The following is a 22,906-nucleotide window of genomic DNA, read 5'->3' as shown; positions in this document are numbered from 1 at the left end:
GGTCAGGCCTCCTGCTTCGCCGGGGTGGTCGGCGCGGCGGCCGGGGGCTTCGGCGCGGAGCCGAGGCCGGAGCCACCACGCAGGCCGGAGAACTCGTAGCCGGTCTCGGCGTGCTCCGCCTCGTCGATACCGGTCTGCTCGGCCTCGTCCTCGACCCGCAGGCCCAGGGTGAACTTCACGACCAGGGCGATGATCGTGGTGACGATGCCGCAGTAGACGATCGTGGCGAGTGCGGCGACCGCCTGGATGCCGAGCTGGCCCGCGCCGCCGCCGTAGAAGAGACCGTTGGTCTCGTCGGGGGCGATGTCGGTGGCGAACAGGCCGATGGCCAGGGTGCCCCAGAGGCCGGCGACAAGGTGGACGCCGACGACGTCGAACGAGTCGTCGTAGCCCAGCTTGTACTTCCAGCCGACCGCGTAGGCCGACAGCGCACCGGCGATGACGCCGATGGCGAGGGCGCCCAGCGGCGAGACCGAGGCACAGGCCGGGGTGATCGCGACCAGACCGGCGACGATGCCCGACGCGGCACCCAGCGAGGTGGCCTTGCCGTAGCGGATCTTCTCGATCAGCAGCCAGCCGAGGATGGCGGCGGCGGTGGCGGCGATGGTGTTGGTGAACGCGTAGGCGGCGGCCCAGTCGGCGGCACCGGAGGACCCGGCGTTGAAGCCGAACCAGCCGAACCACAGCAGACCGGCACCGAGCATGACCATCGTCAGGTTGTGCGGCCGCATGGCCTCACGCGGCCAGCCGCGGCGCTTGCCGAGGATGATGCAGAGCACCAGCGCGGCGACACCGGCGTTGATGTGCACCGCGGTACCGCCGGCGAAGTCCAGCGCGCCCAGCGAGGTGGCGATCCAGCCCTGCTCCAGGTCGAAGACCCAGTGCGCGATCGGGAAGTAGACCAGCGTGGCCCACAGCCCGGAGAACAGCATCCAGGCGCCGAACTTCATGCGGTCGGCGGCGGCACCGGCGACCAGCGCGACCGTCAGGATCGCGAACATCGCCTGGAAGCTGACGAACGCGAGGTCCGGCAGCGCGTTCTCGGCCTGGTCGTTCGCCAGGACCGACGACAGACCGAACGCCTCGAACGGGTTGCCGAGCAGCCCGCCCCCGAGGTCGGTGCCGAAGGTCATCGAGTAACCGAAGAGGATCCACAGCACGCCGACGAGCCCCAGCGAGCTGAAGCACATCATCATCATGTTCAGGACGCTCTTGGACCGGGCCTGGCCGCCGTAGAACAGGGCCACCCCCGGGGTCATCAGCAGTACGAGCGCAGCGCTCGCGAGGATCCAGGCGGTATCTCCGCCGTTCAGGGCTTCCTGTGGCACGGTCCGTTCCCTCCCACGTCTGTCGGTGGCCGACTGGGGAGGAACAATGGTGATCCCGTGTTTCGCACTCGGCGCCTGTCCGTTTCGCACCCGTTAACAGGCCGCCGAAACAGATGACGGTTGCGTTACCCAACCGGATCCGGCGTACGGAACGTCATCCGGATGGTCCGTTTCGTGAGCCGCAGCACGTGGTGTAACACCCGCGGACGCCGACGGCGCGGGAGCCCCGGAGAGGCTCCCGCGCCGTTCGTGCGGGCGTCGCGCTCAGTTCAGGAGGGCGTCGACGAACGCCTTCGGCTCGAACGGGGCGAGATCGTCGGGGCCCTCGCCGAGCCCGACCAGCTTCACCGGGACACCGAGCTCGCGCTGCACCCGGAAGACGATGCCGCCCTTGGCGGTGCCGTCGAGCTTGGTGAGCACGATCCCGGTGACGTCGACGACCTCGCCGAACACCCGGGCCTGGGTGAGCCCGTTCTGGCCGGTGGTGGCGTCGAGGACGAGGAGGACCTCGTCCACCCGGGCCTGCTTCTCGACGACCCGCTTCACCTTGCCGAGCTCGTCCATCAGGCCGGTCTTGGTGTGCAGCCGGCCCGCGGTGTCGAGCAGGACGGCGTCGACGGCGTCGTCGGTGCCGCGCTTGACGGCGTCGAACGCGACGGAGGCGGGGTCCGATCCCTCCGGACCGCGCACGACGCCGGCCCCGGACCGCTCGCCCCAGGTCACCAGCTGCTCGGCGGCGGCCGCCCGGAAGGTGTCGGCGGCGCCGAGGGTGACCCGGTGCCCGCCCGCGACCAGCACCCGGGCGAGCTTGCCGGTGGTCGTCGTCTTGCCGGTGCCGTTGACGCCGACGACGAGGAGCACGGCGGGCCGGCCCTCGTGCGGCAGCGCGTGCACCGAGCGGTCCTGGCCGGTGTCGAGCGCCCCGGTGAGCACGTCGTGCAGGGTCTGGCGGACCTGCTCCGCGGACCGGACGCCCCGGGCGGCGAGCTGCTCGCGCAGCTGCTCGGTGACCTCCTGGGTCATCTCCGGGCCGAGGTCGGCCTGCAGCAGGGTGGCCTCGACGTCCTCCCACGACTCGTCGTCGAGGTCGCCGGCGCCGAGCAGGCCGAGCAGGCTCTGCCCGAACCCGGACCGGGAGCGCGAGAGGCGCCCCCGCAGCCGGCCGATCCGGCCCTCGGCGGGGTCGATGTCCTCGGCCGGGGCGCCGGGGGCGACCGGGGCCGTCGCGTCGGCGGGGCTCTCCGGGGCGGCCGGCGCGGTGTCCGCGGTGGGCCGGGCGACGGGCTCGGTGGGCGCCGTGCCGGTCGCCGGCCGTGCGACGGGCTCGGTCGGCGCTGTCGGTGCGGTCGGTGCGGTCGCCGCCGCACCGGCGGCCCCGCCGGTCCGCTCGGTCGGGAGCTGCTGTGTGGTCCCGGCGTCCGGGGTGGCGGTCCCGGCGTCGGGCCGGGCGATCTGCCGGGTCGCCGGATCCTTGCTGGCCTCGGCGGTGTCGATGACCCGGCCCTCGCCCGGGGTACCCGTGACGGTGCCCGGGTCGGGGCCGCGCTGCTCGGTCGGGACCGTCGGGCCGCTGGGCGTGCCGGCGGACGGGACCGGTGGCGCGGTGCTCACCGGGATCCCGCCGGGCGGCGTGCGGGCCTCGGTGGCACCGCCGACGACCGGGGTGCCCCCGGGAGGGGTGCGCACCTCGTCCGCGGTCGGGGTCTCGTCGACCGGCGTGGCCGTGTCGGTGGTGTCGGGGGTGCCGGTGTCGTCCCCGGCGTCGGGTGCGCGGGGCCGTTCGGGCGCGGTGGCCGTGCCCGAGGAGAAGGCGAAGCCGCCCCCGGCCTGGTAGGTGCCGCCCGTGCGCGGCGTCTCCTGCTCGGTCCCGAGCTCGCGCTGCTCCTCGTCGGACCGCAGGCTGATCCGCCGCCTGCGGGCGATCACCACCCCCGCGACGAGGGCGATCAGCAGCACGGCCACGACGACCGCGACGACGATCCAGATGGTCTGCGTGGTCACCCGCCCAACCCTGCCACGCCCGGTGCACCCGGGCGCACAGGACACCGCGCTACGACGCCGGTCGCAACCGTTGCGAGATCACCTGGGTGATGCCGTCGCCGCGCATGGAGACGCCGTAGAGCGCGTCGGCGACCTCCATCGTCGGCTTCTGGTGGGTGATGACGATGAGCTGGCTGGCCGCGCGCAGCTCCTCCATCAGCGAGATGAGCCGGCGGAGGTTGACGTCGTCGAGGGCCGCCTCGATCTCGTCGAGCACGTAGAACGGCGACGGCCGCGCCCGGAAGATCGCCACCAGCAGGGCCATCGCGGTCAGCGACCGCTCCCCGCCCGACAGCAGCGACAACCGCTTCACCTTCTTGCCCGGCGGGCGGGCCTCCACCTCGATGCCGGTGGTGAGCATGTCCTCGGGATCGGTGAGGACGAGCCGCCCGTCGCCGCCCGGGAACAGCGTCGCGAACACGGTCTCGAACTCCCGCGCGACGTCGTGGTACGCGGTCGTGAAGACCTCGAGGATCTTGTCGTCGACCTCGCGGACCACGGTGAGCAGGTCGCGCCGGGTGTTCTTGAGGTCCTCCAGCTGGGTGGAGAGGAACCGGTAGCGCTCCTCCAGCGCCGCGAACTCCTCCAGCGCGAGCGGGTTCACCTTGCCGAGCAGCGAGAGGTCCTTCTCGGCCCGCTTCAGGCGGCGTTCCTGGGTGGCCCGGTCGAACGGCACGGCGGGCGGCGCCGACACCTGGTCGCCGCGCTCCTTCGCCGTCTCGTACTCGGCGACGTCGGCCTCCGACGGCGGCACCGGCACGTCCGGGCCGTACTCGGCGACCAGGTCGTCGATGCCGATGCCGTGGTCGGCGAGGATCTTCTCGGTCAGCTGCTCGAGCCGCATCCGGGTCTGCTGGCGCACCATCTCGTCGCGGTGGACGGCGTCGGTCAGCTTCTCCAGCAGCCCGGTCAGCCGGGTGGTCTGCTCGCGGGCCTCGGTGTGGGCGCGCTCCCGGTCGGCGCGGGCGGCCTGGATCTCGTCGCGCTCCGCGGCCGCGGCGGCGAGCGAGACCTCGATCCGCTCCGACGCCGTCCCACCGGCGTCGACGACGAGCCGGGCGATCTCCGACGCCCGCTCCCGCTCGGTGGCGGCCGCCTCCGCCCGGGCCCGGGCCTGACGCTCGGAGTGGGCCTGGCGGCGCAGCGACTCGGCCTTCCCGGCGATCGCCCGGGCCCGCTCCTCCGCGGTCCGCAGCGCCAGCCGGCACTCGACCTCCTCGGAGCGGACGGCCTCGACCTTCTCGGCGGCCTCGTCGCGCAGCTCGGTGTCGGGCTCGTCGTCGACCGGGGCGTCCTCGGCGAGCGACAGCTGGTGCTCGGCGGCCTCCAGCTCGATCAGCGACTCGGACCGCCGGGTCTCGACGCCGTCCCGCCGCTCGCGCAGCCGCTGCGCCTCGGCCCGGGCGGAGGAGACGACCTGCTCCAGGCGGCCCAGCTGGGCCGCGGCCGCGGCGCGGCGCCGGTCGGCGTCGGCGACGGCGGTCCGGGCGGTGCCCAGGTCGGTGCCGCGCGCCTCCTCCTCGGCGCGGGCGCCCTCCAGGGTGGGCCGCAGCGACTCCAGCTCGGCGTCGACGGCGTCCCGCTCGGTGACGGCGTCGTCGACGGCGGCCTGCAGCTGCAGCGCGCCCTCCCCGGCCCCGGCACCGCCGCGGGCGGCGTGCGCGGTGAGCAGGTCCCCGTCGGTCGTGACGGCGGTCAGGTCGGGCCGGGCGTCCAGCGCGGCGGCCGCGGCGCCCAGGTCGTCGACGACGACGACCTCCCGCAGCAGCGCGGCGAGCGGCGCACCCAGTCCAGGGGGCGCGGTGACCAGCGACGCGGCCCAGCGCCCGGCGGGCGGCGGGCCGTCGGGCACCGGCACCACCCCGGGCGGTCCGTCCCCGGCCCCGGCGCCGCCGACCAGCAGCGCGGCCCGCCCGGCGTCGCCGTCGCGCAGGGCGCGCAGCGCACCCGCCGCCGACGGCACCGACGACACCGCGACACCCTCGGCGACCTCGCCCAGTGCGGCCGCGACCGCGGTCCGGGCCGACGGCTCCACCACGACGAGCTCGGCGACCGCGCCGAGCACGCCGTCGGCGGCGGCGTCCGTGCCGGAGCCGAGCAGCGCGCCGGTGCCGTCGCGGCGGACGAGTCCGACCTCGAGGGCCTCCACCCGGGCCCGCCAGTGCGCGCGGCGCTGCTCGGCGTCGCGCTCGGCGCGGGCCAGCTCCGCCACCCGCTCCTGCGCGGCGCGGTGCCCGGCCTCGGCCTGGTCGACCCGCTCGGCGAGGGCGTCGCCGCTCTCGTCGGAGGCGTCGAGGCCCAGCCCCTCGCGGGCCTCCTCCAGCTCGGCCTCGGCCTGCTCGGTCCGCGTCGACGCCTCGGCGAGGGCCTCGGACAGTCGCTCGATCTCCTCCGCGGTCGCCGCGACACCGGAGCGCAGCGCGTCGGCCTTGCCGGCGAGGGTCGCGATCCCGGCCCGGCGGTCCGCGATCGCCCGGACGGCGGCGAGGTGCTCGCGCTCGGCCGCGGCGAGGGTCCGCTCGCGCTCCGCCTTCTCGGTGACGGCCTCGTCGAGCCGGCGGCGCGCCTCGGCGACCCCGGCGACGAGCTCCTCCTCCTGCTCGGAGATCGCGTCCGCCTCGGCCTCGGTCTCGTCCGGGTCCCGGCCGGGGGTGCGTTCAACCGCGTCGGACGACGTCAGGTGCCGGACCCGCTCCTCGGCCAGCCGCACGGTGCCGCGCAGGCGCTCGGCCAGCGCGGAGAGCTGGTACCAGGTGTCCTGGGCGGCCTGCAGCCGCGGCGCGTCGGCGGCGAGGGCCGTCTCGAGCTCCTGCTGGCGCTCGCGGGCGGTGTCGAGCTGCTCCTCCGTCTCGGCGCGGCGGCGGCGGGCCTGGTCCTGGTCGGCCTCCTCGCGGGTGATCTCCTCCTGCAGGGTCACCAGGTCGTCCGCGGCGAGCCGCAGGCGCGCGTCGCGCAGCTCGGTCTGCACCGACTGGGCCTTGCGGGCGATCTCGGCCTGCCTGCCGAGCGGCTTGAGCTGGCGGCGCAGCTCGGCGGTGAGGTCGGTGAGCCGGGTCAGGTTGGCCTGCATCGCGTCGAGCTTCCGCAGCGCCTTCTCCTTGCGCTTGCGGTGCTTGAGGACGCCTGCCGCCTCCTCGATGTAGGCGCGCCGGTCCTCCGGCTTCGACTGCAGCACCCCGTCGAGCTGGCCCTGCCCGACGATCACGTGCATCTCCCGGCCGATGCCGGAGTCGCTCAGCAGCTCCTGGACGTCGAGCAGCCGGGCCCGGGCCCCGTTGATCTCGTACTCGCCCGCGCCGTCGCGGAACATCCGGCGGGTCACCGAGACCTCGGAGTAATCGATCGGCAGCGCGCCGTCGGAGTTGTCGATGGTGAGGGTGACCTCGGCGCGGCCCAGCGCCGACCGGCCGGACGTGCCGGCGAAGATCACGTCCTCCATCTTCCCGCCGCGCAGGGCCTTGGCCCCCTGCTCGCCGAGTACCCAGCTGATCGCGTCGACGACGTTGGACTTGCCGGACCCGTTCGGGCCGACGACGCAGGTGATCCCGGGTTCCAGGCGCAGGGTGGTGGCCGAGGCGAAGGACTTGAAGCCCTTCATCGTCAGCGTCTTGAGGTGCACGGGCGCGGGTCTCCAGGGAGCGGGAAGCCCCCAGGCTATCGGCACGGGGACGCGGTCCGTGGACGGCACGCGGCGGGGCGGCCCGCAGGTCGTCCCGCCGCGCCGGGGTCAGGCCTGCGGATCGGCCGCGTTCCCCAGCCAGCGGACCCCGAACCGGTCGGTGACCTGCCCGAACAGGTCGCCCCACATCTGCTTCTCGAACGGCACGTCGATCGTGCCGCCCTCGGCGAGCGCGGTGAACCAGCCGCCGAGCTTGCCGGGGTCGTCGCCGGACAGGCTGACCGAGATGCCGGTGGGGGCACCGGCCTCGCGGCCCGGCTCGCCGTCGGAGGCCATCAGGACGAAGCCGTCCGGGGTCTCCAGGTAGCCGTGCATGACCCCCTCGGGCGGCGGCACCGGGCCCTCGGCGCCCATGTCCCCGAAGGTCATGATCTGCAGCTCGCCGCCGAGGACGGAGCGGTAGAACTCCAGTGCCTCGCGGCCGGTCGACTCGAAGTGCAGGTACGGGTTCAGGCGGACGGACATGCGGGCCTCCTCGGGCGGCGGTGCGGGCCGGTGACGACCGGCTGCTCCGGGCGGGACTCGTCGGCGGGCCCGCATCCGTGACGGCTACGCCTCGACGAACCCGGCGAACGTCCCGGTCGCGGCGCTCCACTGCTCGGAGACCGAGGTCACCCGGCCCGGCGTACCGCCGCCCTTCAGCAGGTCGAGCAGGGTCTCGCAGTCCGGACGGCCACCCTCCGCGGTCATCGCCACCCGGCCGTCGGGGAGGTTGCGGGCCTGTCCGACGAGTCCCAGCTCGAGCGCACGTGCCCGGGTCCACCAGCGGAAACCGACACCCTGCACCTCCCCTCGGACCCATGCGGTGAGCCGAACGGACGAATCTGTGTTGCTACTCACAGTGCTGGTACATTACCCGACCGTGATCGGACGACGCACCCCGCGGGCCCCCGTCGCCGTGCTCGGCGGGATCGGGGCCGGGGCGGTGCTGGCCATGGCCGCGCCGCTGACACCGCTGGGCACGGCGCTGCCCGGTCCGGACGGACCGGTCGCGGAGACCGTCCCGCTGCGCGCCGTCGGTGCGGCGTCGGCCGCGCTCCCCACGGCCGACGTCGTCGATCACGCTGACCGGAGCGTCCCCCCACCGGCGTTCAACGCGGCCGGTCTGGCCCGCGCCGCGTTCGCGGGCGCTGCGGCCGACCCGGGTTTCCCGGCCCGGTCGGCGCAGCAGGCGGCCGAGGCGTTCCGGGCCGCCGCGGCGGCTGCCGTGGCCGAGCCGCGCCCGGCCCCCGCACCGGGGCCCCGCGCGGTGCCGGACCGGGTCGCGGCCGGGGTGGCCGGTCTGTCCGGGCAGCTCGCCCGGGTCGTCGAACTGACCAACGCCGAGCGCGCGCAGGTGGGCTGCGCGCCGCTGACGCACGACCGGCGGATCACCGCCGCCGCGCAGGCGCACAGCGACGACATGGCCGCGAACGGCTACTTCGCGCACGACAGCCGCGACGGCCGCGACTTCGCCGACCGCCTCACCGCGGCCGGCTACGACTCCCCCGGCGCGGAGAACATCGCCATGGGCCAGCCCGACGCGGCGACCGTGGTGCAGGACTGGATGGAGTCACCGGGGCACCGGGGCACCGGCGGAACATCCTCGACTGCTCGCTGAGCACGATCGGCATCGGTCTCGCCGACGGCTACTGGACCCAGGACTTCGGCCGGTAGCCGACGACACCGGGCCGGCGCCCCGGCCCGTCGGACGGCGGCGTAGCGGCGGCGCACCATCCGCCCAGGACACCGCTGGTCCCGCTGCGCGGCATGCGCCGTCGACGGAACCCTGACGACGAACCCTGCTGGGCTCCGGCACACGGACCCGGACGGGTGGCCGCCGCCACAGCGGCGTCAGGAACCCGTAAGGACGAGTGGTCGCACCCGTCAACGGCACGTCATCGGCACGCCCGTACCGGTCCGCCACCGCGCAGGATTCCGCAGCCGCACAACCGCGGCGGGAGTCGAGAAGGGACATGCTGTGGCCGACGTGCTGTACGCCGTGCTGCTGATCGCCGCCTTCGTCGTCCTCGCGCTGATCCTGCGTGGGATGGAGAAGCTGTGATCGCGAACATCGCCGGGGGCCTGATCGCCCTGGCACTGCTGGTCTACCTGGTGGTGGCACTGTTGCGCCCGGAGAAGTTCTGATGGGCGGGCTCTCCGACACCGCCGCCGGGCTGATCCAGCTCGGGGCACTGGTCCTGTTCCTCGGACTGGCCTGGAAGCCGCTCGGCGACTGGATGGCGCGGGTCTACACCGACACCGGGCACTGGCGCGTCGAGCGGGCGCTGTACCGGCTGGTGCGGGTGGACGCCGGCACCGGCCAGCGGTGGACCACCTACGCCGCGGGCGTCCTCGGGTTCTCCTTCGTCTCGATCGTGCTGCTCCACCTGATGCAGCGGCTGCAGGCGTTCCTGCCGCTGGGATTCGGCCGCGGCACCGACGACGCCGACTCGGCGTCCCCGTCGATGGCGTTCAACACCGCGGTGTCGTTCGTGACCAACACGAACTGGCAGTCCTACTCGGGCGAGGCCGTCCTCGGGCACACCGTGCAGATGGCGGGCCTGACCGTGCAGAACTTCGTGTCCGCCGCGGTGGGCATGGCGGTGGCGGTCGCGCTGGTGCGCGCGTTCGCGAGCAGCGGCGCCGACGACGGGCGGATCGGCAACTTCTGGGTCGATCTCACCCGCGGCGTCACCCGGATCCTGCTGCCGATCGCCGCGGTCGCGGCGATCGTGCTGGTGGCCGCCGGGGTCACCCAGTCCCTGCGGGCCGGGGTCGACGTCGTCACCGTCGACGGATCGACGCACACCCTGCCGAACGCGCCCACCGCCTCCCAGGAGGCGATCAAGGAGCTCGGCACCAACGGTGGCGGGATCTTCAACGCGAACTCGGCGCACCCGTTCGAGAACCCGAACCCGTTCACGAACCTGCTGGAGAACTTCCTGCTCCTGCTCGTCCCGGTCGCGCTGACCAGGACGTTCGGCGTCATGGTCGGCCGGGTCCGGCAGGGTGTCGTGCTGCTGTCGGTGATGACCGGTATCTGGGCGGTGTTCACCGCGCTGGTGTGGCTGGCCGAGGCGTTCCCGAACGGCCCGGCCGCGCTGATCGCGGGCGGCTCGATGGAGGGCAAGGAGGTCCGGTTCGGCATCCCGGCCTCGGTGCTGTGGGCCGTCTCGACGACCGGCACCTCGACCGGTGCGGTCAACTCGATGCACGACAGCTTCTCCGGTGCGGGCGGCGGCGTGCTGATCCTCAACATGCTGCTCGGCGAGGTCGCGCCCGGCGGGGTCGGTGCGGGCCTCTACGGCATGCTCGTGCTCGCGATCATCGCGGTGTTCCTGGCCGGGCTGATGGTCGGGCGGACCCCGGAGTACCTGGGCAAGAAGCTCGGCCGCCGGGAGGTCACGTTCGCCGCGGTGTCGATCCTGGCCATGCCGTCGCTGGTGCTGCTCGGCGCCGGCCTCGCGGTGGTGCTCCCCGGCACGCTCGACGCCCTGAACAACGACGGTGCGCACGGCTTCTCCGAGGTCCTCTACGCGTGGGCGTCGGCCGCCAACAACAACGGCTCGGCGTTCGCCGGGCTGACCGTCACGAACGACTTCTTCCAGGCCGGTCTCGGCATCGCGATGCTGTTCGGCCGGTTCGTGCCGATCCTGGCCGTGCTCGAGCTGGCCGGTGCGCTCGCCGGGCAGCGGCGCACCCCGGCGGGCGCCGGGACGCTGCCCACCGACGGCGTGCTCTTCGCGGGCCTCGTCGGCGGGACCGTGCTGCTCGTCGCGGCCCTGACCTTCTTCCCGGCACTCGCTCTCGGACCGATCGCGGAGGCACTGTCATGACCGCCCAGACCGTCGCGCCCGCTGAGGACCCGCGGCCGGACACCCCGGCGGCACCGGTCGGTGCCGGGGCGTTCGCGCCCCGGCAGCTGATCGAGTCCGTGCCGGAGGCGCTGCGCAAGCTCGACCCGCGGGTCCAGGCCCGCAACCCGGTGATGTTCGTCGTCTGGGTGGGCTCGGTGCTGGTCACCGTGCTCGCTGTGGTCGACCCGAGCGTCTTCGCCGTGCTGATCGCGATCTGGCTGTGGTTCACGGTGCTGTTCGCGAACCTGGCCGAGGCGGTCGCGGAGGGCCGCGGCAAGGCCCAGGCGGCGTCGCTGCGGGCGACCCAGCGGGACACGGTCGCCCGCAGGCTGATCGAGGGCAGCAGCGACCGTGCGGAGCAGGTGCCCGCCACCGCGCTGACGATCGGCGACCGGGTCGTCGTCGAGGCAGGGGAGACGATCCCGGGGGACGGCGACGTCGTCTCCGGCATCGCCTCGGTCGACGAGTCCGCGATCACCGGCGAGTCCGCACCGGTCATCCGGGAGGCGGGCGGCGACCGCTGCGCCGTGACCGGCGGCACCACCGTGCTGTCGGACCGGATCGTCGTCGAGATCAGCACGAAGCCCGGCGAGTCCTTCGTCGACCGCATGATCGGGCTGGTCGAGGGGGCCGCGCGGAAGAAGACGCCGAACGAGATCGCGCTGACGATCCTGCTCGCCGCACTGACGATCATCTTCCTGCTCGCCGTCGTCGCGGTCGCGCCGATGAGCGCCTACGCCGGGTCCCAGGTGCCGGTCCTGGTGCTGGCGGCGCTGCTGGTCTGCCTCATCCCGACGACGATCGGGGCGCTGCTGTCCGCGATCGGCATCGCCGGCATGGACCGCCTGGTGCAGCGCAACGTGCTCGCGACGTCGGGCCGTGCCGTGGAGGCGGCCGGCGACATCGACACCCTGCTGCTGGACAAGACCGGCACGATCACCTTCGGGAACCGGCGGGCCACCGCGCTGCACCCGGTCGGCGGCACCGACCTCGACGAGGTCGCCCGCGCGGCCCGGCTGTCCAGCCTGGCCGACCAGACCCCGGAGGGGCGCAGCATCGTCGAGCTCTGCGCGGCCGAGCACGGGCTGGCGCCCGAGGCCGACGCCACCGAGGCCGTCGCGGAGTTCGTCCCGTTCGCCGCGCAGACCCGGATGTCCGGCGTCGACGCGGGCGGGGCGTCCGTGCGCAAGGGCGCCACCGCCGCCGTGCTCGGCTGGGCGGCCGGTGCCGACGACGCGGTTCGCACCGAGGTGGACCGGGTGGTGGAGTCCGTCTCCGACGGCGGCGGCACCCCGCTGGTGGTGGCGACCGGCACCGATCCGGACGGGCGGGGCGCGCGGATCCTGGGCGTGATCCAGCTCTCCGACGTGGTCAAGCCGGGGATGGCGCAGCGGTTCGCCGAGCTGCGGGCGATGGGGATCCGCACGGTGATGGTCACCGGCGACAACCCGCGCACCGCGGCCGCGATCGCCGGCGAGGCCGGGGTGGACGACCACCTGGCCGAGGCCACGCCGGAGGACAAGCTCGCGCTGATCCGGCGCGAGCAGTCCGGCGGGCGACTGGTCGCCATGACCGGCGACGGCACCAACGACGCCCCGGCGCTGGCCCAGGCCGACGTCGGTGTCGCGATGAACACCGGCACCTCCGCCGCCAAGGAGGCCGGGAACATGGTCGACCTCGACTCGGACCCGACCAAGCTGATCGAGATCGTCGAGATCGGCAAGCAGCTGCTGATCACCCGGGGCGCGCTGACCACGTTCTCGGTGGCCAACGACCTCGCGAAGTACTTCGCGATCCTGCCCGCGATGTTCGCCGCGCTCTACCCGTCGCTCGGCCTGCTCAACGTCATGGGCCTGTCCACGCCGGAGTCCGCGATCCTCTCCGCGGTGATCTTCAACGCGTTGATCATCGTGGTGCTGATCCCGCTCGCGCTGCGCGGCGTGCGGTACCGGCCGTCCTCGGCGGCGAGCCTGCTGCGCCGCAACCTGCTCGTCTACGGAGTGGGCGGGGTCGTCACCCCGTTCATCGGGATCTTCCTGATCGACCTGCTCGTCCGTCTGATCCCCGGAGTCTGAAGATGCTGACCACCCTGCGCCGCCAGACCGCGGTCGGCCTGCGCGTGCTGCTCGTCATGACGGTCCTGTGCGGGATCGTCTACCCGCTCGCGATCTGGGGCGTGGCCCGGATCCCGGGCCTGAACGCCCAGGCGGAGGGCTCGATCCTGCCCGGCGGCAGCGGATCGTCGCTGATCGGGATCGACCCGGTCGCCGCCGACCCGGCCGCCGACCCGTACTTCCACACCCGGCCGGCCGGCTCGTCCGAGGACGTGCTCGGTCCCGGGGACACGACGTCGTCCGGCGGATCCAACAAGGGCGCGTTCGACGCCGAGCTGGTCGAGTCCGTCACCGAGCGGCAGCGGCTGATCGCGGCCCGGGAGGGCGTCGCGCCCGAGGTCGTCCCCGCGGACGCGGTGACCGCGTCCGGGTCCGGCCTGGACCCGGACATCAGCCCGGAGTACGCAGCCCTGCAGGCCCCCCGGGTCGCCCGGGTCACCGGTCTGGACCCGGACCGGGTCCGGGAGCTCGTCGCCGAGGCCACGACCGGGCGCACGCTCGGGTTCCTCGGCAGCCCGCGGGTGAACGTCACCGAGCTGAACCTGGCCGTCCGGGACGCGGACGGCTGATGCGGGATCATTCGTCGATGAGCGACGAGAAGGTGCGCGGCGGGCCGCGTGGCGAGCTGCGCATCCATCTCGGTGCCGCGCCCGGGGTCGGCAAGACCTTCGCCATGCTCGGCGAGGCCCACCGCAGGCTCGGGCGCGGCACCGACGTGGTGGTCGGGGTCGTCGAGACGCACGGCCGGGACCGGACCGCCGCGGCGCTGGAGGGGCTCGAGGTGGTGCCGCGGCGGCGGGTGACGCACGGCGGGGTCGTCCTGGAGGAGCTGGACCTCGACGCGGTACTGGCCCGGCGTCCGGAGGTCGTGCTGGTCGACGAGCTCGCGCACACCAACGCGCCCGGCGGGCGGCACGCCAAGCGCTGGGAGGACGTCGAGGAGCTCCTGGAGGCGGGCATCGACGTCATCTCCACGGTGAACGTGCAGCACCTGGAGTCGCTCGGCGACGTCGTGCACCGGATCACCGGGGCCCGCCAGCGCGAGACCGTGCCGGACGAGGTCGTCCGCCGGGCCGAGCAGCTGGAGCTGGTCGACATCACCCCGGAGGCGCTGCGCAGGCGCCTGGCGCACGGCAACGTCTACCCCGCCGAGAAGATCGACGCCGCGCTCGGGCACTACTTCAAGGTCCCGAACCTGATCGCGCTGCGGGAGCTCGCGCTGCTCTGGGTCGCCGACGAGGTCGACGTCGCCCTGCTGCGCTACCGGGCCGACGAGCAGGTCACCGACGTGTGGGAGACGCGGGAACGGGTCGTCGTCGCGCTCACCGGCGGGGCGGAGTCGGAGACCGTGCTGCGGCGGGCCGCCCGGATCGCGACCCGCTCCGGCAAGGCCGACCTGATCGCGGTCCACGTGCTGCGCGGGGACGGCCTGGCGGCCGCGCCGGTGGGCTCGGTCGACCGGATCCGCCGGCTCGCCGACGACGTCGGCGCGAGCTTCCACACCGCCGTCGGCGACGGCGGGGCGGACGCCGTCACCCGTGCCCTGCTCGACTTCGCCCGTGGGGTCAACGCCACCCAGCTGGTGCTGGGGACCTCGCGCCGGTCCCGGGTGGCGCGGCTGTTCGACCCGGGGATCGGGGCGCGGGTCGTACAGGAGTCCGGTCCGATCGACGTCCACATGGTCACCCACGACAGTGCCGGACGGGTGCTGCGGCTCCCCATCCTGCGGAACGGGCTGCCCTACGGGCGTCAGATCGCGGGCTGGGTGACCGCCGTCATCGGCCCGGCCGCCGCAACCGTGCTGGGCGTCGCGTTCACCGGGGTGATCGACCTGTCCACCGACGTGGTGCTCTACTTCCTGGCCACGGTGCTCGCAGCGCTGGCCGGCGGCCTCGGCCCGGCGCTGCTCGCGGCGTTGCTCGGCGGGATCCTTCTGGACTTCTTCTTCACCCAGCCCTTCTACTCGCTGAACGTGGCCGCCGCCGGGAACCTGCTCACCGTCGTCGCGCTGCTGCTGGCCGGGGTGCTGGTCGCGCTCGTCGTGGACCGCGCGGCCCGGCAGGCGGAGCAGGCCGCGCGGGCCCGGGCCGAGGCTGCGCTGCTCGCGTCGTTCGCGCGGACCGTCCTCACCAGGGCGGACCCGCTCCCACGCCTCCTGACCAAGGTTCGCGAGACCTTCGGACTGACCTGCGCCGCCCTGCTGGAGCGCGGGCCGGACCGGGCCTGGAACGTGATCGCCTCCGCCGGACCGGTCGGGTGTGGCCGCCCCGAGCAGGCCGACGTCGACGTGCTCGTCGACGACGGCCTGCACCTGATCGGGACCGGGCGAACACTGCCGGCCGCCGATCGCCGCCTGCTGGAGACGGTCGGCGGGCAGGCGCTGCTGGCACTGCGCGGTCAACGGTCCGAGGCCGGTGCCGCCGACGCCGAACGCCGGGCAGAGGTCAACGAGACCCGCGGGGCGCTGCTCTCCGCGGTCGGCCACGACCTCCGGACCCCGCTGACCTCGATCAAGGCCGCGGTCGGCAGTCTGCGCGATCCCGGGCTGCGGCTCCCCGACGACGACCGCGCGGAGCTGCTCGCCACCGTCGAGGAGTCCGCGGACCGGCTCAGCAACCTGGTGGACAACCGGCTCGACTCCTCCCGGCTGGCCGCGGGTGCCGTGACGCCGCTGCTCGCCCCCGTCGGCTACGACGAGGTGGTGGCGACCGCGTTGATCGGCCTGGACGGGGCCGGAGACGTCACGGTCGCGGTCGCGGAGGACGTCCCTGACGTCGTCGCCGACTCGGGCCTGCTGGAGCGGGTGATCGCGAACGTGATCGACAACGCCCTGCGGCACGGCGGGAGGGGCGTGACGGTACGGGCCAGCGCGCACTCCGACCGCGTCGAGCTGCGTGTCGTCGACCGCGGTCCCGGCGTACCGCGGCGGCGGATGGGTGACCTGTTCGCCGCGTTCCAGCGACTCGGGGACCGGGATGCGACCAGCGGCCTCGGTCTGGGACTCTCCGTGGCACAGGGCCTCACGACGGCGATGGGCGGCACCCTGACCGTGGAGGACACACCCGGGGGTGGACTGACGGTGGTCGTGTCACTGCCCGCTGCGCCGGCGGGAGCCCGGCGGTGACCGGGGTGCGGACCACGGTCCTGGTCGTCGACGACGATCCGCAGATCCTGCGCGCGCTCCGGATCAACCTCGCGGCACACGGGTACGCCGTACTCCTCGCCGAGGACGGGGCCGCGGCACTGCGCCGGGCAGCGGACGGGCACCCCGACGTCGTCGTGCTCGATCTCGGGCTGCCCGACCTGCACGGGTCCGAGGTCATCGAGGGGATCCGCGGCTGGAGCGCCGTGCCGATCATCGTGCTGTCCGCGCGCGGCGACTCCGGCGACAAGGTCCGTGCCCTCGACGCCGGCGCGGACGACTACGTCACCAAGCCGTTCGGGATGGCGGAACTGCTCGCCCGGCTCCGCGCGGCCGTCCGCAGGGCCGCCGTCACGACCGTGGACGGCGAGGCGGTGATCAGGACCGACGCCTTCACCGTCGACCTGGCGGCGAAGACCGTCGTGGACTCCGGCGGCGGGGACGTCCACCTCACCCCGACCGAGTGGGGGATCCTCGAGGTGCTCGTCCGCAACCGCGGCAAGCTCGTCGACCGGCGGCGGCTCCTGCACGAGGTGTGGGGGCCGAGCTACGACACCGAGACCCACTACCTGCGGGTCTACCTGGCCCAGCTACGGCGGAAGCTGGAGCCGGTGCCGTCCACACCCCGATATCTGATCACCGAGGCCGGTATGGGGTACCGGTTCGAGACCTGAGCCGGCATCGCCTCGGTGGTCCCGGACGACGACACCGGGAACGCTGCGACGACGGCCCGGCGACGACACCGGACGCGGCCGTTCCCTGATCTCCCGCGGGGCCCGCCCGATCTTGACGGGATCCTGACGGCCCGGGCAGGCCTGCCGCCGCACGGGTGGCCCTACGATCGTCCTCGGTGTGCCGGGAAGTCTGGTCGGCGAGCGGAACCGTCGTTCGCCGGGAGGACCACTCGTGCAGATTTACCGTTCGGAGCCGGGGCGCCGGATCGTCCAGGACTGGTGCCGCGGCGTGCTGGACCGGCACCTGCCCGCCGCCGAGCGGCAGGTCGTGGGTACCTCGCTGGGGCACACCCACCTGACGACCGTCGGCGACGGCCCGCGGGTCCTCCTGCTGCCGGGTACCAACTTCGGCGTCGCAGCGTCCGTCGGGCTCGTCACCGAGCTGGCTGCGACCCACCGGGTCACCGTGCCCGACCTGCCGGGCCAGCCCGGCCTGAGCTCCGGCGTGCGGTACCGGGACGACCGCGTGACGCGGCACCGCCGGTGGTTCGCCGAGGTGCAGGCCCACCTCGGTACCGAGCCGATGGTCGTCGTCGGCGAGTCACTCGGCGCGGCCGTGGCGCTGTGTGCCGAGCCGGCCCCACGGATCACGGGCATGGTGCTCGTGGCGCCCGCGGGCCTCGTCACGGCCCGGGTGGATCCCGGGGTCCTCACCGCGGCCCTCGGATGGACGCTGCGGCGGACGGAGCGGTGGTCGGACCGGCTGCTGGGAACGATGGACGGCGGCGCGACCGTCCCGGAGCGGGACCGGTTGATCGAGTGGATGACGCTGGTGGCGCGGCACGCCCGCACCAGCCTGGCGCCCGCACCGCTGCCGACGCCGGTGCTGACCGGCTGGGGGCGGACGCCGTTCCGGGTGCTGGCCGGCGCCGGTGACCGCTTCTTCCCGGCGCACCGGCTCGCCGTCCCGGCCCGGCGGATGCTCGGAACGGAGACGACGGTGGTGGCGGGCGCGGGCCACCTGCTCTCCCACAGCGCATCCGGCGCGGTCGTCGCCGCGGTCGCGGACCTGCACCGTCCGGGCGGCGTCACGGGGTGACCGTGCCGGGAGCGCCGCGCCGGCCGTCACCTCCCACCGGAGGTACCCCGGATCTCCCAGCGGTCGGCGAGGCGGCTCGCGACCGGTCGGCGGAGCGTGAGCGGGGTGGTTACCCTGCACGACGGCCCGGTCGGACACCCGGGAACGCGAGGTCGGCGGGAGGTCGCAGGCATGTCGGTGATCGACAACGCGGTGTACGTCGACGGCCGGCGGGCCGCCGCCCCGGCGTCGGTCGACGGTGCGCTCGAGGAGCTGCACCGCTGCCGGAGCGACCACACCGGCGACGGCGACGGGTCCACCGCCCCGTACAGCTTCTGCTGGATCGGCATGCTCCGCCCGGACGTCGAGGAGATCGAGGAGCTCGCGAAGGAGTTCGACCTCCACTCCCTCGCCGTCGAGGACACCGTCAACGCCCACCAGCGGCCGAAGATGGAGCGCTACGGCGACACCGAGTTCGTCGTGCTGCGCCCGGCCCGCTACGTCGACCGCGACGAGGTCGTGCAGATCGGCGAGGTGCACCTGTTCCTCGGCCCGGACTTCGTGCTCACCGTCCGGCACGCGGTCGAGCCGGACCTCGGCGAGGTCCGTGAACGACTGGAGCGTGACCCGGAGCTGCTGGCGCACGGCCCGATGGCGGTGCTCTACGCCGTCCTCGACCGGGTCGTCGACGACTACATCCCGGTCCTCGACGGCCTGCAGGACGACATCGACGAGATCGAGGAGCAGGTCTTCCGCGGCGACCCGCACGTCTCCCGGCGGATCTACCAGCTGACCCGCGAGGTGATCGCCTTCCAGCGGGCGGTGGAACCGCTGCAGGAGATCTTCCTCGAGCTGCGCGGCCGGTTCGCGAAATCCGGGCCGAGCCCGGACGTCGAGCTGCGACGGGCGATGCGGGACGTCATCGACCACGCCACAAGGGTCCGTGAGCGGGTCGAGGGTTTCCGGGACCTGCTCGGCAACATCCTCACCGTCAACGCGACCCTGGTCGCGCAGCGGCAGAACGACGAGATGACGCGGCTGACCGAGGCCGGGTTCCAGCAGAACGAGCAGATGAAGAAGGTGTCGTCCTGGGCGGCGATCCTCTTCGCGCCCAGCCTGATCGCCGGCGTCTACGGCATGAACTTCGACTACATGCCGGAGCTGCACTGGATGTTCGGCTACCCGATGGCGTTCGGGCTCATGGTGCTGCTCGCCGTCGGGCTCTTCGCGATGTTCAAGTTCAACGACTGGCTCTGACCGGTCCCGGGCGCCGGGCACGCCCCCTGTGCGTACCCGGCGCCGGGCGGGCCGGGGCACGCTCCCCCTGCGTACCCCCGGCCCGGGTGGCCGGCTCTCCCCCGAGTCCGGCAGGTCCTGTCCCCGCGCTGCAGCGCGGGCCACCCCCGGTGCTGCTCAGCCGCCGGGGCGCGGGGCGGCCGGCGCCGGTGTGGCGGTCGGTGCGGGCGGAGCCGACGGCGGAGCGCTCGCCGAGGTGGCGGGTGCGGGCGTCGCGCCCGGGATCGTGACGACCATCGGCGCGGGCGGCGTCGTCACGCACTCACCGGTCCGTGGGTCCGAGGTCCGGGTCCCCCGGGGGTACGGACCGGGCGCATCCGGCTCGTCGGCCACCGGGCGTCCGCGGACCGGGCAGTAGTCGTCCACCACCAGCGGGGTGCCGTCCTGGTCGAACAGGTACACCCCGGACAGCGGCCTGCCCTTCGCGTCGAACGGGCGCACGTCGGTGATCGACTCGCCGTCGAGCGTGAGCCCGGACGGCGTGGAGTAGCGGACCGGGTCGTCGTCCTCGGCGAGCGCCCCGGCCGCGGCGAACACCAGCCCCGCCGCGAACACGTTCAGCGGCAGCACCGCCCACAGCAGCCGCCGGTCGGACCGGGAGCGGGCCCCGAGCGCGACCGAGAGCGGCACGGCCGCCAGCGAGACGAGCACCGTCACCAGCACCGCCGTGGAGCCGCCCGTCGTGAGCATCACGGCGACCACCCCCGCCGCGACGACGGCGCGCAGCACCCACCACCCCGGCTGCAGGACGGCGACGAACGCCGGCAGGTCCCGCCAGTTCGGCTCCCCGGCCGGGGCACCGTCCCGGACGCGCAGCCGGTCGAGCGCCCGGACCGGTCGCAGGGCCCCCGCCGTCGACTGGCGCGGGCCGTCCCGCAGCACCGGCAACACCCCGACCCCTGCGACGACGAGCCCGAGGATCAGCGCGAGGCCGCCCTCCGGCACCCCGATGACGCCGCCGAGCGCGGCGAACAGCATCGCGCCGACCAGCGTGAGCACCGCGAACCGCGCCGCCCAGCGCGGACGGGGCTCCGGACCGGGCGGCGCCGGGAATCCCGCGGCGGCGCGCAGCTCGGCCGCGTACGCCGCGGGGGCCCCGAGGCGCTCGTGCACCGCGGTCCGGTCGTAGGCCTCCCCCAGCTCACCGGCGAGGTCGGCGAGGTGCCCGCGGGCGTCCTCGACGATCTCGGCCAGCTCCGCGGAAGGCAGGTCGGCCAGCGCCGACCGCAACCCGTCGAGATAGTCGGCCGTGACCGCGTCGTCGATCCGGATCGTCTCGTCGGTCCCGTTCTCGGCCATCACGTGCCCACCAGGCCTTCCATCGTGGCGGCGAACGTCCGCCACCGCGCCGTCGTCTCCTGCAGCCGGGCCCGGCCCGGTTCGTTGATCGCGTAGTACTTGCGGTGCGGTCCCTCCTCGCTCGGGACCACGTACGAGGTCAGCAGGCCCGCGCCGTAGAGCCGGCGCAGGGTGCCGTAGACCGACGCGTCACCGACCTCGGAGAGTCCTGCCGCGCGCAGTGCCCGCACGACCTCGTAGCCGTAGCCGTCCTCCTTGTCGAGCACGGCCAGGACCGCGAGGTCGAGCACCCCCTTGAGCAACTGGCTGGTGTCCATCGCCCCCTCCTTCTGCGCCGGAGAGTACTACGTGATGCGCAGTAGTGTCGAACGCGTTGCATCCTCCGCCGCATGAGCGACCCGCCTCGCGCCGCTCCGGGCCCCGTTTCGCCTCGCACCGCACCGGCCCGGTTCGCCCCCGCCGAGATGCGGCTCAGCGTCGCCGAGTGATCGACAATTCGCGCCGTGCTGCATCTCGGCGGTCCCCAGCATCGCGCCGGTTCGCAGCATCGCGATGGCACCCCGGCAACGGTGGGCTCCCCAGCAACCCGGTCGGCGCCCCAGCGACTCGCCGGGCACCGCTGCGTCGGTGGGGCGCACGGCCGGCCCCGGCGACGGGTACGCCCTGCACCGCGACGGCCGAGGCCGGCGGACACGGTGTGCCGCTCGAGGGGCGCGGTGCACCGCCCGACGGCCCGGCACGAGCGCGAGCGTCCGGTGCGCCAGGACCCGGCACCGGCGCGCGGGTCAGGTGCGCGGCGCGCGGGGTCTCGGCTGGCAGCGCGGGCAGGTGAAGGACGAGCGGTTCATGAACGCGTCCCGCCGGATCGGCGTGCCGCAGCGCGGGCAGGCCCGGTCCACCTGTCCGTAGACGTTCAGGGACCGGTCGAAGTACCCCGATGCCCCGTTGACGTTGACGTACAGCGCGTCGAACGAGGTCCCGCCCTGAGCGAGCGCCGCGGTCATGACGGTGGTGGCCGCGTCGAGCACGGCGTGCCCCTGCGCCCGGGTGAGCTTCTCGGTGGGCCGCAGGCCGTGCAGTCTCGCCCGCCAGAGGGCCTCGTCGGCGTAGATGTTGCCGATGCCCGAGACCACGGTCTGGTCCAGCAGCGCCCGCTTGACCTCGGTCCGCCTGCGGCGCAGCGCGGCGACGGTGTCGTCGGCGGAGAAGGCCGGGTCCATCGGGTCGCGCGCGATGTGCGCGACCGGCTCGGGCAGCAGGCCCCCGCCGGACGCCGGGGCGAGCGGATGGACCGACAGCCCGCCGAACGTGCGCTGGTCGACGAAGCGCAGCTCGGGACCGTCGTCGTCGAAGCGGAGGCGGACCCGCAGGTGCTTCTCGTCGGGTTCCGCCGGATCCTCGACGAGCATCTGGCCGGACATCCCGAGGTGCGCGAGGAGCGCGTCGTCCCCGGCCTCGGCCGTGTCGAGTTCGAGCCACAGGTACTTGCCACGGCGGGCGGCCGCACGCAGCGTCCGCCCGGTCAGCCGGGCGGTGAAGTCCGCCGAGCCGGTGGGATGCCGCCGGACGGCCCGCGGGTGCAGCACCTCGACGGCGGCGACCCGGCGGTCCAGGACGTGGTCGGCGAGGCCCCGGCGGACGACCTCGACCTCGGGGAGCTCCGGCATCTAGTGCGTGGAGCCGGTGCTCTCGGCCGACAGGGTGCGCCAGGCGAGCTCGGCGGCCTTCTGCTCGGCTTCCTTCTTGGTGCGGCCCGCCCCGCTGCCGAGGTCACGGCCCCCGACGACGGCGGTCGCGGTGAACACCTTGAGGTGGTCCGGGCCCTCCTCGTCGATCCGGTACTCGGGCACGCCGTGCCCGCCGGCCGCGGTGAGCTCCTGCAGGCTGGTCTTCCAGTCGAGACCGGCGCCGAGCAGCGGCGCACTGTGCAGCAGGCCGGCGAACAGCCGGTGGACGAGCTCGCGGGAGGGCTCCAGCCCGTGCTGCAGGTAGACGGCGCCGAGCAGGGCCTCGGTGGCGTCGGCCAGGATGCTGGCCTTCGACCGGCCACCGGTCAGTTCCTCGCCGCGCCCCAGGTACAGGTAGGCGCCGAGACCGTCGGACGACTCACCGGGGGTGGGCAGCGCCACGGCGACGCCCGCCAGCGCGTGCATGTTGACGACGCTGGCCCGCAGCTTCGCGAGCTGCCCCTCGGGGAGGTCCGGGTGGTCCCGGTATAGCCGTTCGGTGATCACGATGGACAGCACCGAGTCGCCCAGGAACTCCAGGCGCTCGTTGGTGGGCAGTCCACCGTGCTCATAGGCGTACGAGCGGTGGGTGAGCGCGAGGGTCAGCAGCTCCTCGTCCAGCTCGACCCCGAGTGCGGACAGCAGAGGAGACCGGTCCGTCACCGGACCGGTCACGCTCTTGTCACCCAC

18 protein-coding genes are annotated in these 22,906 nt (G+C 74.1%); 9 read left to right on the top strand and 9 right to left on the bottom strand.

Annotated elements, in window-relative coordinates:
• Positions 1–2: 2 nt before the first annotated feature.
• The 5 genes from Ae150APs1_RS24230 to Ae150APs1_RS24210 form a co-directional block, all read right to left on the bottom strand.
• Complete coding sequence (locus tag Ae150APs1_RS24230) at positions 3–1,313, bottom strand: ammonium transporter (RefSeq protein WP_029239237.1); 1,311 nt, start codon at positions 1,311–1,313, stop codon at positions 3–5.
• A gap of 279 nt (positions 1,314–1,592) precedes the next feature.
• On the bottom strand, positions 1,593–3,329 hold the full coding sequence (ftsY, locus tag Ae150APs1_RS24225) for a signal recognition particle-docking protein FtsY (RefSeq protein WP_075300512.1): 1,737 nt from the start codon (positions 3,327–3,329) through the stop codon (positions 1,593–1,595).
• Between the two features lie 49 nt (positions 3,330–3,378).
• A complete protein-coding gene (smc, locus tag Ae150APs1_RS24220) occupies positions 3,379–6,987 on the bottom strand; it encodes a chromosome segregation protein SMC (RefSeq protein ID WP_075300510.1) in 3,609 nt (1,202 codons plus the stop codon).
• Between the two features lie 108 nt (positions 6,988–7,095).
• The gene (locus Ae150APs1_RS24215; protein ID WP_075300508.1) at positions 7,096–7,512 is read right to left on the bottom strand and encodes a VOC family protein; all 417 of its coding nucleotides are present in this window, start codon (positions 7,510–7,512) and stop codon (positions 7,096–7,098) included.
• An 84-nt stretch (positions 7,513–7,596) separates the two neighbouring features.
• The gene (locus tag Ae150APs1_RS24210; protein WP_075300506.1) at positions 7,597–7,887 is read right to left on the bottom strand and encodes an acylphosphatase; all 291 of its coding nucleotides are present in this window, start codon (positions 7,885–7,887) and stop codon (positions 7,597–7,599) included.
• 22 nt (positions 7,888–7,909) lie between these two features.
• Between Ae150APs1_RS24210 and Ae150APs1_RS32975 the strand changes: the two genes are divergently transcribed.
• The 9 genes from Ae150APs1_RS32975 to Ae150APs1_RS24165 all read left to right on the top strand — a co-directional run bounded on the left by Ae150APs1_RS32975 (position 7,910) and on the right by Ae150APs1_RS24165 (position 19,151).
• On the top strand, positions 7,910–8,647 hold the full coding sequence (locus Ae150APs1_RS32975; protein ID WP_249266465.1) for a CAP domain-containing protein: 738 nt from the start codon (positions 7,910–7,912) through the stop codon (positions 8,645–8,647).
• 440 nt (positions 8,648–9,087) lie between these two features.
• Positions 9,088–9,174 carry a K(+)-transporting ATPase subunit F gene (gene kdpF / locus Ae150APs1_RS33905; RefSeq protein ID WP_033200062.1) on the top strand — a complete coding sequence of 29 codons (87 nt, stop codon included), beginning with the start codon at positions 9,088–9,090 and terminating at the stop codon, positions 9,172–9,174.
• On the top strand, positions 9,174–10,865 hold the full coding sequence (gene kdpA / locus Ae150APs1_RS24195) for a potassium-transporting ATPase subunit KdpA (protein ID WP_075300502.1): 1,692 nt from the start codon (positions 9,174–9,176) through the stop codon (positions 10,863–10,865). The genes kdpF and kdpA overlap by 1 nt, the downstream gene beginning before the upstream one ends.
• Positions 10,862–12,961, top strand: coding sequence for a potassium-transporting ATPase subunit KdpB (kdpB, locus tag Ae150APs1_RS24190; RefSeq protein ID WP_075300500.1), 2,100 nt, complete (start codon positions 10,862–10,864; stop codon positions 12,959–12,961). The genes kdpA and kdpB overlap by 4 nt, the downstream gene beginning before the upstream one ends.
• Positions 12,962–12,963: 2 nt before the next feature.
• The gene (locus Ae150APs1_RS24185; protein WP_075300498.1) at positions 12,964–13,569 is read left to right on the top strand and encodes a potassium-transporting ATPase subunit C; all 606 of its coding nucleotides are present in this window, start codon (positions 12,964–12,966) and stop codon (positions 13,567–13,569) included.
• A gap of 17 nt (positions 13,570–13,586) precedes the next feature.
• Positions 13,587–16,124, top strand: coding sequence for a DUF4118 domain-containing protein (locus Ae150APs1_RS24180; protein ID WP_075300496.1), 2,538 nt, complete (start codon positions 13,587–13,589; stop codon positions 16,122–16,124).
• On the top strand, positions 16,121–16,816 hold the full coding sequence (locus tag Ae150APs1_RS24175) for a response regulator (RefSeq protein WP_075300494.1): 696 nt from the start codon (positions 16,121–16,123) through the stop codon (positions 16,814–16,816). The genes Ae150APs1_RS24180 and Ae150APs1_RS24175 overlap by 4 nt, the downstream gene beginning before the upstream one ends.
• Positions 16,817–17,048: 232 nt before the next feature.
• On the top strand, positions 17,049–17,915 hold the full coding sequence (locus Ae150APs1_RS24170; RefSeq protein ID WP_060573372.1) for an alpha/beta hydrolase: 867 nt from the start codon (positions 17,049–17,051) through the stop codon (positions 17,913–17,915).
• Between the two features lie 171 nt (positions 17,916–18,086).
• Positions 18,087–19,151, top strand: coding sequence for a magnesium and cobalt transport protein CorA (locus Ae150APs1_RS24165; RefSeq protein ID WP_060573374.1), 1,065 nt, complete (start codon positions 18,087–18,089; stop codon positions 19,149–19,151).
• 156 nt (positions 19,152–19,307) lie between these two features.
• Here Ae150APs1_RS24165 and Ae150APs1_RS24160 read toward each other — a convergent pair whose 3' ends face one another.
• The 4 genes from Ae150APs1_RS24160 to rnc form a co-directional block, all read right to left on the bottom strand.
• The gene (locus Ae150APs1_RS24160; protein ID WP_075300492.1) at positions 19,308–20,489 is read right to left on the bottom strand and encodes a hypothetical protein; all 1,182 of its coding nucleotides are present in this window, start codon (positions 20,487–20,489) and stop codon (positions 19,308–19,310) included.
• Entirely contained in the window at positions 20,489–20,806 is a 318-nt protein-coding gene (locus Ae150APs1_RS24155) for a PadR family transcriptional regulator (protein ID WP_060573378.1), read from the bottom strand. The genes Ae150APs1_RS24160 and Ae150APs1_RS24155 overlap by 1 nt, the downstream gene beginning before the upstream one ends.
• A gap of 468 nt (positions 20,807–21,274) precedes the next feature.
• Positions 21,275–22,156, bottom strand: coding sequence for a bifunctional DNA-formamidopyrimidine glycosylase/DNA-(apurinic or apyrimidinic site) lyase (gene mutM / locus Ae150APs1_RS24150; protein WP_075300490.1), 882 nt, complete (start codon positions 22,154–22,156; stop codon positions 21,275–21,277).
• Positions 22,157–22,906 (bottom strand): ribonuclease III, encoded by a 750-nt coding sequence (rnc, locus tag Ae150APs1_RS24145; RefSeq protein WP_075300488.1) that lies wholly within the window; start codon positions 22,904–22,906, stop codon positions 22,157–22,159.

Source organism: Pseudonocardia sp. Ae150A_Ps1 (genome assembly GCF_001932315.1).
GTDB lineage: Bacteria > Actinomycetota > Actinomycetes > Mycobacteriales > Pseudonocardiaceae > Pseudonocardia.
The sequence above is the reverse complement of the archived record's forward strand: the minus strand, read 5'-3'. Positions and strand labels throughout refer to the sequence as shown.

Bases quoted from the DNA above. Each gene is read 5' to 3' on its own strand.
- Ae150APs1_RS24215 (WP_075300508.1), bottom strand. From the start codon at position 7,512: ATGTCCGTCCGCCTGAACCCGTACCTGCACTTCGAGTCGACCGGCCGC.
- kdpA (WP_075300502.1), top strand. From the start codon at position 9,174: ATGGGCGGGCTCTCCGACACCGCCGCCGGGCTGATCCAGCTCGGGGCA.
- kdpB (WP_075300500.1), top strand. From the start codon at position 10,862: ATGACCGCCCAGACCGTCGCGCCCGCTGAGGACCCGCGGCCGGACACC.
- Ae150APs1_RS24185 (WP_075300498.1), top strand. From the start codon at position 12,964: ATGCTGACCACCCTGCGCCGCCAGACCGCGGTCGGCCTGCGCGTGCTG.
- Ae150APs1_RS24180 (WP_075300496.1), top strand. From the start codon at position 13,587: ATGAGCGACGAGAAGGTGCGCGGCGGGCCGCGTGGCGAGCTGCGCATC.
- Ae150APs1_RS24165 (WP_060573374.1), top strand. From the start codon at position 18,087: ATGTCGGTGATCGACAACGCGGTGTACGTCGACGGCCGGCGGGCCGCC.
- Ae150APs1_RS24160 (WP_075300492.1), bottom strand. From the start codon at position 20,489: ATGGCCGAGAACGGGACCGACGAGACGATCCGGATCGACGACGCGGTC.
- Ae150APs1_RS24155 (WP_060573378.1), bottom strand. From the start codon at position 20,806: ATGGACACCAGCCAGTTGCTCAAGGGGGTGCTCGACCTCGCGGTCCTG.
- mutM (WP_075300490.1), bottom strand. From the start codon at position 22,156: ATGCCGGAGCTCCCCGAGGTCGAGGTCGTCCGCCGGGGCCTCGCCGAC.